This window comes from Streptomyces specialis (assembly GCF_001493375.1).
Taxonomy (GTDB): Bacteria; Actinomycetota; Actinomycetes; order Streptomycetales; family Streptomycetaceae; genus Streptomyces; species Streptomyces specialis.
This window is the reverse complement of the sequence record NZ_LN929897.1, coordinates 152,806-165,077: the sequence shown is the minus strand read 5'-3', so window position 1 is coordinate 165,077 and position 12,272 is coordinate 152,806. Positions and strand designations below refer to the sequence as shown.

General features: G+C 73.7%; 10 protein-coding genes. 5 read left to right on the top strand and 5 right to left on the bottom strand.

The genetic code is table 11. The features are described from left to right. Window positions 1-86: 86 nt before the first annotated feature. Window positions 87-548: a PspC domain-containing protein gene (locus BN2279_RS23435; RefSeq protein ID WP_059012977.1), complete on the bottom strand. Its 462-nt coding sequence runs from the start codon at window positions 546-548 to the stop codon at window positions 87-89. Window positions 549-672: 124 nt separating this feature from the next. Between BN2279_RS23435 and BN2279_RS23430 the strand changes: the two genes are divergently transcribed. From BN2279_RS23430 to BN2279_RS23415, 4 genes are read left to right on the top strand one after another with little or no spacing between them, the layout of a single operon-like run. After that, entirely contained in the window at window positions 673-1,947 is a 1,275-nt protein-coding gene (locus tag BN2279_RS23430; protein ID WP_079032535.1) for an ATP-binding protein, read from the top strand. Then, window positions 1,944-2,639, top strand: a complete 696-nt coding sequence (locus BN2279_RS23425; protein WP_059012973.1) for a LuxR C-terminal-related transcriptional regulator — start codon at window positions 1,944-1,946, stop codon at window positions 2,637-2,639. The genes BN2279_RS23430 and BN2279_RS23425 overlap by 4 nt, the downstream gene beginning before the upstream one ends. A gap of 27 nt (window positions 2,640-2,666) precedes the next feature. Further along, window positions 2,667-3,005 carry a potassium channel family protein gene (locus BN2279_RS23420; RefSeq protein ID WP_059012971.1) on the top strand — a complete coding sequence of 113 codons (339 nt, stop codon included), beginning with the start codon at window positions 2,667-2,669 and terminating at the stop codon, window positions 3,003-3,005. Window positions 3,006-3,055: 50 nt separating this feature from the next. Beyond that, window positions 3,056-3,508: a cupin domain-containing protein gene (locus BN2279_RS23415; protein WP_059012968.1), complete on the top strand. Its 453-nt coding sequence runs from the start codon at window positions 3,056-3,058 to the stop codon at window positions 3,506-3,508. On the opposite strand, the gene guaA is transcribed toward BN2279_RS23415, so the two are convergent. Then, window positions 3,471-5,045: a glutamine-hydrolyzing GMP synthase gene (gene guaA / locus BN2279_RS23410; protein ID WP_059012966.1), complete on the bottom strand. Its 1,575-nt coding sequence runs from the start codon at window positions 5,043-5,045 to the stop codon at window positions 3,471-3,473. The genes BN2279_RS23415 and guaA overlap by 38 nt on opposite strands. Before the next feature lie 321 nt (window positions 5,046-5,366). Here guaA and BN2279_RS31260 point away from each other — a divergent pair, with 321 nt between their 5' ends. Next, complete coding sequence (locus BN2279_RS31260; RefSeq protein ID WP_059012965.1) at window positions 5,367-5,630, top strand: chorismate mutase; 264 nt, start codon at window positions 5,367-5,369, stop codon at window positions 5,628-5,630. 499 nt (window positions 5,631-6,129) lie between these two features. Here the strand turns inward: BN2279_RS31260 and BN2279_RS23400 are convergent, their stop codons facing one another. The 3 genes from BN2279_RS23400 to BN2279_RS23390 all read right to left on the bottom strand — a co-directional run bounded on the left by BN2279_RS23400 (window position 6,130) and on the right by BN2279_RS23390 (window position 12,268). After that, window positions 6,130-7,980 (bottom strand): GMC oxidoreductase, encoded by a 1,851-nt coding sequence (locus BN2279_RS23400; protein WP_079032442.1) that lies wholly within the window; start codon window positions 7,978-7,980, stop codon window positions 6,130-6,132. Then, window positions 7,980-9,554 (bottom strand): succinic semialdehyde dehydrogenase, encoded by a 1,575-nt coding sequence (locus BN2279_RS23395; RefSeq protein WP_059012963.1) that lies wholly within the window; start codon window positions 9,552-9,554, stop codon window positions 7,980-7,982. Before BN2279_RS23395 ends, BN2279_RS23400 begins: the two co-directional genes overlap by 1 nt. 86 nt (window positions 9,555-9,640) lie before the next feature. Continuing rightward, window positions 9,641-12,268: a protein kinase family protein gene (locus BN2279_RS23390; protein WP_059012961.1), complete on the bottom strand. Its 2,628-nt coding sequence runs from the start codon at window positions 12,266-12,268 to the stop codon at window positions 9,641-9,643. Between the last annotated feature and the right edge of the window lie 4 nt (window positions 12,269-12,272).

The following is a 12,272-nucleotide window of genomic DNA, read 5'->3' as shown; positions in this document are numbered from 1 at the left end:
GTTGTTAGTGTTGGTGTGGTGAGTGGGTGGTTCGAAATAACATTGTTGGGTTAGTAAATTAATGAATGTGCCGACACGTCATAAATCTATACAAGCCACTTCGGGGTGAGCGTCAGATGTTGATAAGAGACTCGCAGCGACCAGCGGGCCGCGGCGGCCAGCGCCCCCAGCACCATCACGGAGAACCAGGTGCCCGCGCCCTGGTTGCCCAGCGACGCCAGCAGCAGTCCGCAGCCCGCCACGATGAACAGCAGCGCCGTCAGCCCCGGCCCCTCCACCCGCCCGGACAGCAGCCGGCGGCCCTCGTTCTCCTCCTCGCCCTCGAAGGGGATGAGCAGCCAGGCCAGACCGTAGGCGACGAACCCGAGACCGCCGATGACGGACAGCACCGCGAGCGGGACCCGGAAGATCACCGGGTCGAGGTTGCAGTACCGGCCGAATCCGCCGCAGACACCACCGATCACCTTGTGGCGCCGGCTGCGGGTCGGCCCGGCCCCGGACGGCGCCCGCCGCTCCGCGACGGGCTCGGTGGTGAGGTCGTCGGTCATGCCCCCCATGGTGACGCAGCTGCGCCGCGCGGGAATCGGGGTCCGACCCCGACCGTTCCCTGAGCCCGCCGTCAGGGAACAACCCTGATGTGCCGCGCCGGGCCCGCGTGTGACGATCGGGGGCATGACCACCGCCACTCCGGCCGGCGCCGTCCTGGACGAGGCGCCGCCGCGCAAGCTGTACCGCAGCGCCGACGGCCGCTGGCTCGGCGGCGTGGCGCGCGGCCTGGCCGGGCATCTGGCGCTGCCGGTGTCGTGGGTGCGGATCGTGTTCTTCGCGCTGCTGCTGGCCAACGGCCTGGGCGTGCTGCTGTACGGCATCTTCTGGTTCGTCGTCCCGCTCGGCGCCCCCCGGCGGACCGACGCCGCGCCGGTTGCGCGGCCGTGGCGCGGCCGGCTGCTGCGGCGCCCGCACAAGCGGCGGCTGTTCGCGTTCCTGGTGCTGGCCTGCGCCCTGGGCGTGCTCGGCGCCAACGTCCAGTTCCCCATCAGCGACGGGTACTTGTGGCCGCTGCTGATCATCGGCGTCGGCGCGGCCGTCGTCTGGCGGCAGGCGGACAACTCGCGCCGCGCCCACTGGGCCGCGGCCACCCGCGACAGCCGCTGGCTGCCGCTGCTGCGCAGCGCGGCCGGCGCGGTGCTGGTCTGCCTGGGCGTGGGCAGCTTCGTGGTCGGTCAGCACCCGGACGAGGCGACGCAGAGCCTCAGCCTGGTCTTCCAGGCGTCGGTCGCCGTCGTGGTGGGCATCGCGCTGCTGGCCGGCCCGTATCTGGTGCGGATCGTGCAGGACCTGTCCGAGGAGCGCACCATGCGCATCCGCGCCCAGGAGCGCGCCGAGGTGGCGGCCCACATCCACGACTCGGTGCTGCACACCCTCACCCTGATCCAGCGCAACGCGGAGAGCCCGCGCGAGGTCGCCCGGCTGGCCCGCGCGCAGGAACGCGACTTGCGGGCCTGGCTGTACAAGCCGGCCGAGACCCCGGGTGACGCCGAGGAGGACGACAAACCGGCGACGCTCGCGGACTCCGTCCGCGCCACGGCCGCCGAGGTCGAGGACCACCACGGCGTCCCGATCGAGGTGGTGTGCGTGGGCGACTGCCCGCTCGACGAGCGCCTGGCGGCGCAGCTCCAGGCGGCCCGCGAGGCGATGGTGAACGCGGCCAAGTACGGTGGCGAGGGCGGACCGGTGCGGGTCTTCGCCGAAGTCGAGGGGCGGACCGTCTTCGTGTCGGTCCGCGACCGCGGCCCGGGCTTCGACCCGGAGGCGGTACCGGCGGACCGGATGGGCGTGCGGGAGTCCATCATCGGCCGCATGCAGCGCAACGGCGGCTCCGCGCGGGTACGGTCGGCGTCGGGTGAGGGCACAGAGGTGGAGCTGACGATGGAGCGAACCGAATGAACGCGATCGGGACCGGGGAACTGCCGGGCGGACGCGGGGCCCGCGTCGTCCTGGTCGACGACCACCGCATGTTCCGCGCCGGGGTGCGGGCGGAGATCGGCCGCACCGAGGAGACGGGCGTGGAGGTCGTCGGCGAGGCGGGCGACGCGGACCAGGCGGTGAGCGTGATCAAGTCCGTCCGGCCCGATGTGGTCCTGCTCGACGTGCACCTGCCGGGCGGCGGCGGGGTGGAGGTGCTGCGCCGCTGCGCGGAGCTGCTCTCCGCGCCGGAGCGGCCGGTGCGTTTCCTGGCCCTGTCGGTGTCGGACGCCGCCGAGGACGTGATCGGCGTGATCCGGGGCGGCGCCCGCGGCTATGTCACCAAGACGATCACCGGCGCCGATCTGGTGGACGCGATCTTCCGGGTCGCGGACGGCGACGCGGTGTTCTCGCCGCGGCTGGCCGGGTTCGTGCTCGACGCCTTCGCCTCCTCCGAGGCGGCGCCGGTGGACGAGGACCTGGACCGGCTCACCCAGCGGGAGCGCGAGGTGCTGCGCCTGATCGCGCGCGGGTACGCGTACAAGGAGGTCGGCAAGGAGCTGTTCATCTCGGTCAAGACGGTCGAGAGCCATGTCTCGGCGGTCCTGCGCAAGCTCCAGCTCTCCAACCGCCACGAACTGACCCGCTGGGCCACGGCCCGCCGCCTGGTCTGACCCGGCCGCCGCCAGCAGACTGGCGGAATGTTCGGATTCGCGGTGCTTGCCGCCCAGCTCGTGGCCGCCGTGCGCCGGGCGTGGCGGGACGCGGCGTTCCGGGGCCTCGCGGTGTCCCTGGTGGTGACCGTGGTCACGGCCGTCGTCTTCTACCGGCTGCACGAGGGATGGACCTGGCTGGACAGCGTGTACTTCTCGGTGACGACGGGGCTGACCATCGGCTACGGCGACCTGGCCCCGAGCACGGCCCTGTCCAAGATGTTCACCATGGCGTACGCGCTGAGCGCCGTCAGCCTCTTCGTCTCCGTCGCCGGACTGCTGACCGAGGCCGCCGGCCGGTCGCGGCGGGAGCGGCCACGGCGGTAGGCCACCGGGGCATCCGCTCGTCGCGCTCCGCCCCGAGGGTGACGAGCCGCATGACGACCGCCAAGGACGGACCGGCACGGCCGGTCGGGCTCCGCGCCGCCCTCGCCGCGTCCGGCGAGGTCCAGGCCCCGCGCGGCGCCGCCCGCGTCAACGCCTACGGCGCCCGCGTCGCCACGGTGCGCGGCGACTTCGTGCGGCACACCCACGACCGCGCCGACGACGGCGAGCCGGCGATCGCGCCGCGCGAGAACGGCGCCGAGCGCACCGTGCCCCTCCCGCGCGGCGCGGTGTTCACCGTGCCGCGCGGAACGGAGCACAAGCCGTCCTCGGACGGCGGCGCCGCCATCCTGATGTTCGAACCGACCGGCACGGTGAACACCGGCAACGGCCCCGACCGGGCGGCCCTCCCCGACCACATCACCTCGACCACCGGCCACGCCTTGGACCAGGGCCGGAAGCGGTGCGTCACTCCCACTCGATGGTCCCCGGCGGCTTGCTCGTGATGTCCAGCGTCACGCGGTTGACGTCGGGGACCTCGTTGGTGATCCGGGTCGAGATCCGCGCCAGCAGGTCGTACGGCAGCCGGGACCAGTCCGCCGTCATGGCGTCCTCGGAGGAGACCGGGCGCAGCACGATCGGGTGGCCGTAGGTGCGGCCGTCGCCCTGGACACCGACGCTGCGGACGTCGGCCAGCAGCACCACCGGGCACTGCCAGATGTCCCGGTCCAGCCCCGCGGCCGTCAGCTCCTCGCGGACGATCGCGTCGGCCTCGCGCAGGATGTCCAGCCGCTCGCGGGTGACCTCGCCGACGATCCGGATGCCGAGCCCGGGGCCGGGGAACGGCTGCCGCTGGACGATCTCCTCGGGCAGGCCCAGCTCCTGCCCGACCATCCGGACCTCGTCCTTGAACAGCTTCCGCAGCGGCTCGACCAGCTCGAACTCCAGGTCCTCCGGGAGCCCGCCCACGTTGTGGTGCGACTTGATGTTGGCCGTCCCGGTGCCGCCGCCGGACTCGACCACGTCCGGGTAGAGGGTGCCCTGCACCAGGAACGCCACGTCCTCGCCCGCGGCGCCCGCCGCGGCCACCAGCTCGGCCTGGGCCTGCTCGAAGACCCGGATGAACTCCCGGCCGATGATCTTCCGCTTCTGCTCGGGGTCGCTGACCCCGGCCAGCGCCTCCAGGAAACGGTCGGCGGCGTCCACGACCTTCAGCCGCACGCCGGTCGCGGCCACGAAGTCCTTCTCGACCTGCTCGGTCTCGCCCTTGCGCATCAGCCCGTGGTCCACGTACACGCAGGTGAGCTGGTCACCGATGGCGCGGTTCACCAGCGCCGCGGCCACCGCCGAGTCCACCCCGCCGGAGAGCGCGCAGATCGCGCGCCGGCCGCCGACCTGGGCGCGGATCGCGGCGACCTGCTCCTCGACGATGCTGCCGGCCGTCCAGGACGGGCTGATGCCCGCGCCCCGGTACAGGAAGTGCTCCATCACCTGCTGCCCGTAGGTGGAGTGCATGACCTCCGGGTGGTGCTGGACGCCGTAGAGCCGCCGCTCGTCGTTCTCGAACGCGGCCACCGGGACGGTGCCGGTCGAGGCGGTGACGGTGAAGCCCTCGGGGGCGGCGGAGCAGGCGTCGCCGTGCGACATCCACACCTGCTGCTCGTCCGGCGTGCCCTCGAAGAGGGTGGAGCCGGACCGGCTGACGGTCAGCGCCGTCCGCCCGTACTCGCGGGCGCCGGTGTTGTCGACCCGTCCGCCGAGGGCCTGCGCCATGAGCTGGAAGCCGTAGCACATCCCGAGGACGGGCACCCCGGCCTCGAAGACGGCGGGGTCTATCCCGGGCGCGTCCTCGGCGTAGACCGAGGAGGGCCCGCCGGAGAGGATGATCGCGCGCGGCTTTCTGGCGAGCATCTCGGCCACCGGCATGGTGGAGGGGACGACCTCGCTGTAGACCCGCGCCTCGCGCACGCGACGGGCGATGAGCTGCGCGTACTGGGCGCCGAAGTCCACCACGAGGACGGTGTCGGTGTCCGTGTCTGCCACGAAGTTGCTGCCTTTCTCGCCTTCCCCCCGAATGCCCCCGAGTCTACCGACGGGCCGCGCCCGCCGGATCCGGTACGGGGTTGGCCCGCGCGGGAGAGGCTGGCATACTCGCGGACGTGCTTCGCTTCGCGCGCTTCCGCTCCTTTACCTATGGCACCGGCCCGGCCGGACGCCACGAGGAGCGCTGCGCACAGCACTGACAGTCTGACAGCGACGTCCTTCGCGCCCCGGGCCCATCAACGGCGGTCCGGGGCGTTCTCGTCGGCCGGGCGGCGGCCGGGAAGGAACCGGGGTCCCGACCTCACCGATCGAGGAGACCCCATGAACAGCACCGACAGCGGCACCACCGACCTCGTCGCCGAGGGGCGCGAGCGCCTCGACGCGCTCGACGCCGGCATCATCGCGCTCGTCAAGGAGCGCGTCACCGTCTCCGAACAGGTCCAGGCGGCCCGTATCGCCGCGGGCGAGCGGCGGGTGAACCTGACCCGCGAGATGGAGATCCTGCGCCGCTACCGCGACGAACTCGGCCGCCAGGGCACGCAGCTCGCGATGACCCTCCTCGAACTGAGCCGCGGCCGGGCCTGAACGTCCGGGCGAGCGAGTCACCCGTACGGAGCGTGACCGGCCCGGTCCGGGGGTCGTTGAACGGTTCGTTCCCGGGGCGATGAGACGCCCTGGCCCCCGCGGTGTGGCGGGGGCCGCGCGTCGTGGGCCCTCGCTCCGGGGCGGTGGCCGGGCAGCAGGGGACAGCAGACCGGTCACGTCCTCGGGCGGCCGGCTTCCGGGACGCCGGGAGCCGGCCGCCCGCTCCGTGCCGGCACCGGCGCCGCCCTGTCGCCCGTGCTGGCCGAGGGGCCCCGGCGCGCGAGCGCGGGGTCCCTCGCCCCGCGCCAGGGCGGCGGTTATAATGCCATGTTCTGGTTGTCTCGTCTGATTTGGTGGATAGCTCCGACTTTTTGTTTGTTTTTGATCTTTTTTTTTTTTTCAAGAAAAAGACGGCATCCGATTTTTCTGCCTGTCTCGTGGGCTCGGAGATGTGTATAAGAGCCATCTTTGTGCGCCCGCCTCGCCCCCGGGGGCCGGGTCACGCCCCGGCCGTGTGCGGCTCTTCCCGGGGCTCGGGGGACTCCCGCGGCGCGGTACGGGCCGGGGGGATGGCCGGGACCGGCAGGATCACCGGGGGCCGCAGCGCCGCGAAGGCCGACTCGGGGACCGCGGGGCGCACCGGCGGCACCGCCGGGAGGGACTCGTACGCCGCGCCCTGGGCGGGGCGGATGTCCGGCTCGCCCTTGTTCGGCCACAGCGACATGGCGCGCTCGGCCTGGGCGGTGATCGTCAGGGACGGGTTCACGCCGAGGTTGGCCGAGACCGCCGAGCCGTCCACGACCGAGATGCCGGGGTGGCCGTAGAGCCGGTGGTACGGGTCCACCACGCCCTGCTCGGGGTCCGCGCCGATCGGGCAGCCGCCGAGGAAGTGCGCGGTCAGCGGGGTGCCGATCAGCTCGCCGACGTTGGTGCCCGCGAAGCCGTTGATGTCGTCCGCGATCCGCCGGGCCGCCTCGGCGCCCTCCGGGATGTGCTCCGGGTTCGGCGCGCCGTGGCCCTGCTCGGCGCTCAGCAGGCCCTTGCCGAGGCCCTTGCGCTTGCGGAACGTCGTCAGCGAGTTGTCGTGGGTCTGCATCACCAGGCCGATGATCGTGCGCTCGGACCACTTCCGGTTCGACATCGAGATCAGGAAGAGGAGCGGGTGGCGCACGGTGGTGGCCGCGAACGCCAGCAGCTTCGGCATCCGGCCGTCCTGGCGGAACTGCTTGATGGACAGGAAGCCCATCGCGTTCGAGCCCTTGCCGTAGCGGACCGGCTCGATGTGGGTGTGCTCGTCCGGGTGGATGGACGAGGTGATCGCGACGCCCTTGGTGAAGTCCAGCACGGCGTCCTTGCCGTGCTTGGCGCGGTAGCGGCGCGGGTTGGTCCGCGCGCCGACCAGGGCCTCCGAGTTGGTCCGGGTCAGGGTGCCGAGCCGGTCGGAGATACGCGGCAGCGCGCCGGTGTCCCGCATCCGGTGCAGCAGGGTCTGGGTGCCGTAGGTGCCGGCGGCCAGCACGACCTTGCGCGCGACCAGGGTCCGCTCGCGGCGGCGCCGGTTGCGCGGCGAGGCGTCGGTCGGCACCACGGTGATCCGGAAGCCCTCGCCGTCCTCCAGTTCGGTGACCCGGGTGACGGTGGTCAGCGGGTGCACCTCGGCGCCCGCGCGCTCGGCGAGGTACAGGTAGTTCTCGTTGAGGGTGTTCTTCGCGCCGTGCCGGCAGCCGGTCATGCACTCGCCGCACTCGGTACAGGCGCGGCGGGACGGGCCGACACCGCCGAAGTACGGGTCGGGCACCTCCTCGCCCGGCCGGGCGGTGCTGCCGCCGTCGGCGTCCTGCGCGTCACCGAAGAAGACGCCCACCGGCGCCATGTGGAACGTGTCCCCCACGCCCATCTGCTCGGCCGCCGCCTTCAGGTGCACGTCGGACGGGGTCGTGGTGGGGTTGAGCCGGACGCCGAGCATGCGCTTGGCCTGGTCGTAGTACGGCGCCAGCTCCCGCTGCCAGTCGGTGATGTCGCGCCACTGCCGGTCCTGGAAGAAGGCGGGCGGCGGCACGTACAGGGTGTTGGCGTAGTTCAGCGAACCGCCGCCGACGCCGGCGCCCGCCAGGATCATGACGTTGCTGAGCAGGTGGATGCGCTGGATGCCGTACAGGCCCAGCCGCGGCGCCCACAGGTAGTTCTTCAGGTCCCAGGAGTTCTTGGGCAGGTCGGTGCGGGCGAAGCGGCGGCCCGCCTCCAGGACACCGACCTTGTAGCCCTTCTCGGTCAGGCGCAGGGCGGACACGGAGCCACCGAAGCCGGAGCCGACGATCACCACGTCGTAGTCGTAGGCGTTGTCTCGCATCAGCGGAACCTCAGAGTCTTGAGGGCTTTCAGGGATTGCGTCAGCAGGGCCGCGTACCGGCGGTCGTCCAGGCCGAACGACGGCTCCATCGGCACGAGCCGCTGGTGGGCGATGGTCTGCGCCTCGGTGTACTTGAGGATGCCCTCCGAGCCGTGGCGGCGGCCGAGGCCCGAGTCGCCCATGCCGCCCATCGGGGACTGCACGCTGCCGTACGCGGCGGCGTAGCCCTCGTTGATGTTGACGGTGCCGGTGCGCAGTTGGGCGGCGATACGGCGGGCGCGGCGGGCGTTGCCCGACCAGACGCTGGAGTTGAGGCCGTACGGGGTGGCGTTGGCGCGCGCGACGGCCTCGGCGTCGTCGTCGAAGCGGTAGACGGAGACGACCGGCCCGAAGGTCTCCTGCTCGCACACCAGCATCGAGGGCTGGACGTTGTCGAGGATCGTCGGCTCGTGGAAGAACGGGCCGAGGTCCGGGCGCGGCTTGCCGCCCGCGAGGATCGTCGCGCCCTGCGCGGCGGCGTCCTCGACATGCCGGGTGACCGCGTCGAGCTGGGCCTGCGAGGCGAGCGAGCCGACGTCCGTTCCGTAGTCCAGCGGGGCGCCCAGGCGCAGGGCGCGGGTCCGCTCGGTGAACCGGCGCAGGAACTCGTCGGCGACCGACGAGTGCACGTACAGCCGCTCCACCGAGATGCAGAGCTGCCCGGCCGAGGAGAAGCAGGCGCGCACCGCGCCGGACGCCGCCCGGTCGAGGTCGGCGTCGTCGAGCACCAGCATCGCGTTCTTGCCGCCGAGTTCGAGGCTGACGCCGACCAGCCGCGCCGCGGCGCCCGCGGCGACCTGGCGGCCGGTGCGGGTGGAGCCGGTGAACGTCACGTAGTCGGCGTGCCGGACGACCTCGGGGCCGACGACCGGGCCCTCGCCGAGGACGACCTGCCAGACCTCTTCGGGCAGCCCGGCCTCGATCAGCAGCCGCCGCGCCCACAGGGCGGTCAGGGCGGTCTCGGTGTCGGGCTTCATGACCACGGCGTTGCCGGCCGCGAAGGCGGGCATGGCGTCGCCCACCGAGAGTTCGAGGGGGTAGTTCCACGGGGAGATCTGGCCGACGACACCGCGCGGGTGCCGCAGCTCGCGCACCTGGGTGAGGACCGGGAAGACGCCGGTGTGGCGCTTGGGCCGCAGGTAGGCGGGCGCCTTGCGGCCGTAGTGGCGCGCGGCGACGGCGACGGCCTGCACCTCTTCGTGGGCGTGCAGCCGGGCCTTGCCGGTCTCCAGTTGGATGATGTCCAGGATCTCGTCCTGGCGGCGCAGCAGGAGGTCGTGGAAGCGCAGCAGCACGGCGGCGCGCTGGCGCGGCGACCTCGCCGCCCAGGCCGGCTGGGCGGCCCTGGCCCGCTCGAAGGCCGCGGCGACCTCGTCCGGCGTCGCCTCGGGCAGCTCCGCGAGACGCTCGCCCGTCAACGGGCTGTGGCAGGCGGTGCGCCCGCTGCCCACGACGCCCCGGGTCAGCAGGTCCACCAACTCGCTCGTGACCACCCGGGCGGCCTGCGCCCGGGGATCTGACTGCGCTGTCGTCATAGGCGGAGGGTACGACCGTGCGCACGCCGGTGGCTACCCATTGGTAACCAAAATTTTCGCCAGTGATCGCTGGCAGAGTCGTCCGGTCAGTCCGTCAGACGGTAGCTCCCCGCCGTGACGTCGTAGATCGCGTCGATCTGGTCCCGCTGCTCGGCCGGGCCGCGGACCATCACAATGTGATAAGCCCCGTCCAGCAGCACCACTTGGTTGAAGGCCACCCGGGCGCCGTCGTCCTGCCAGCCGAAGACGCCCTCGACCATGGCCGCGTTCCCCACCGAGGACGTCCGCAGGTCACTGACCGAGCGGTACTGGTAGTTCCGGTAGTCCGCCAGCTCCGGCTGCTGGTCGAGCTGATAGTCCATCGGGTCGTCGCCGTACTGCTGGGCGCTGTCCCGCCCCGGCACGACCACGATGTCGATGCCGTCCCCGCGGTAGACGACCTGGCCCTCGCTGTTGAGACCCTGCCGCTCCCAGCCCTCCGGCACGGTCAGCGCGAACCCCTCGGGGTCCTCGCGGACCTCGTAGCCCTCCGGCGGCCGGGCCGGTTCCTGGCCGTCCTCGGCCGGTGAGGTGTTGGTCGGGTCGTCGGTCTCCTCCGGGTCGGGCTCGGCCGGCCCGGTGGTGGGAGCGGCCGGCTCGTCGTCCGGCGGCGTCTCCGGCTCCGCGGGCTCCCGCGAGCCCGGCGGCCCCTCGCCCGCCTCGCGGCGCGGCGGGTCGTCCCCGGACATGAAGGCCAGCACATAGGCGACGGCCCCGGCCAGCCCGAACAGCACCAGCGTCAGCAGGACCTGGCCCATCCGGCGCGGGCCACCGGCGCCGCGCAGCCGCGGGCGGCGGCGCGGACCGACCAGCTCGCCGCGCAGCCGCAGGATCGGCAGCCGCCGGGGGTCGGAGGGACGGCCGGGCTCCAGGGCGGGCGGCGGCGCGGTGACCGTATGACGGCCCACCTCGGGCTCGGGCGCCCCGCGCAGCAACGACCGCAGCCAGCCGCGCAGTTCCTCCGCGCTCGGGCGCTCGGTCGGGTCCTGCCGCAGCAGGGACTCGATGATGGGCCGCAGCGCGCCGCAGTCCTCGGCGAACGCCGGCTGCTCGGCGCAGACCGCCTGGGTCAGCTCGGCCGCGCTCTCCTCGGGGTAGGGCGGATAGCCCTGCACGACGCGGAACAGCAGCGCGCCCAGCGCCCAGAAATCCGCGGGCGGGCCGACCGGCGGGGCCAGCCGCCAGTTCTCGTAGACCGGGCCCGCCTGCTCCGGCGCCCAGCGCTCGGTGACGGCGCCGACGGTGGTGATCCGCGCCTGCCGGGCCCGCTCGGCCGTCCGCGCGGTGTCGGGCCCCCGGTAACGGGCCCGCCCCGCCGCTCCGGCGCCGCCCGGCTGCGCCGGACCCCGATCCACACCGCCCGGCTGCGCCGGACCCCGATCCACACTGCCCGGCTGCGCCGGACCCCGATCCACACCGCCCGGCTGCGCCGGGACCTGCCCCCGGGCGGGGGCCTGGTGGCCCGCCGCCGCCTCCCTCCCGGTGCGCACCGGGTGGCTCGGCCGTACGGCACCGGGCAGCTCGGTCGGGCCGGTGGCCCCCGAGCGCCGGGCCGCGCCGGCCCGGGTGCCCGCCCGGTAGGCCGCGATGGGGCCGCTGCGCGCCGCGCGCTCGGCGGCGGTGGGCGGCGGGCCCTCCTCCGCCCCGCGGGCGGCGGGCGGCACCGGCCCCGAGCCGCCCTCGAAGTCCCAGGACACCGGCAGGCCCTCGCCGCCGGGCGGGTCCGGCTCGCGCGGGGGGCCGCCCTGCTGCCGCACCCGGGCCACCAGATCGGCCGCGCCGCCGGGCGGCGTGGGCAGCGAGGCGGTGGACTCGTCGTCTCCCACCACGCCCCGCACACCACCGGTCTCCCAGCGCCGGTACGCGTCGGGCAGCGCGCCGCCGCCGGGCGGGCGCGGTGTGAAGCCGGGCGGCGTGCCGCCCCGCTCCAGCACCCGGGCCGCCGTGTCGTCCGGCTCAGGCAGCGCGGGCGGGCCACCGGCCGGAGGCCCGGCGGGGCCGGGCGGCAACGACTCGCGTCCGGCCGGGGGTTCCACGCGCGGAACGGCGGCGAACGTGTCCGGCACGCCGGGCGGCGGCGGCAACGGGTCGTACCCGCACAGCACTTCCTCCGCCGCCCCGGCCGCCAGGCCGGTCAGCATCGCGCGCCCGTCCTCGCAGATCATGACCGTGCGGACGGTGACGTTGCGGTGGACCCAGCCGTGCGCGTGGACGATCCGCAGGGCGGCGAGCAGGTCCGCCGCCACCTCGGCCGCCCGGTACGGGCCGAGGCGCTCCTCGGCCAGCACGGCGGCCAGCGGCCTGCCGGGCACCAGTTCGCTGACGATCCACAGGCCGTCGCCCTGCACGAAGACGTCGAAGACCTGGTCGAGCCGCGGATGGTCGGGCAGCCGGGCAGCGGCGGCGGCGGCCTCGACCGCGCGACGCACCACCGGATCGTCCGGGGGGCGCGTGGCCCGGTCGCCGTAGTCGCGGCCCATCGGGGCGCGCGGCCTGCGGCCGTCCGCGTCCAGCTCTTCCGCGTCCACGATCTCGGGCAACGGGACCTGACGGACCAGGACCTCCTGCCCGCTCGCCGTGTCGAAGGCCCGTGACTCGATGAGCTCGAACTCCTCGGAAGGAGTCCTCGGCAGCCGATAGCGGTCGGCCAGCAGCCGACCCGCGTAAGTGTCCACGATG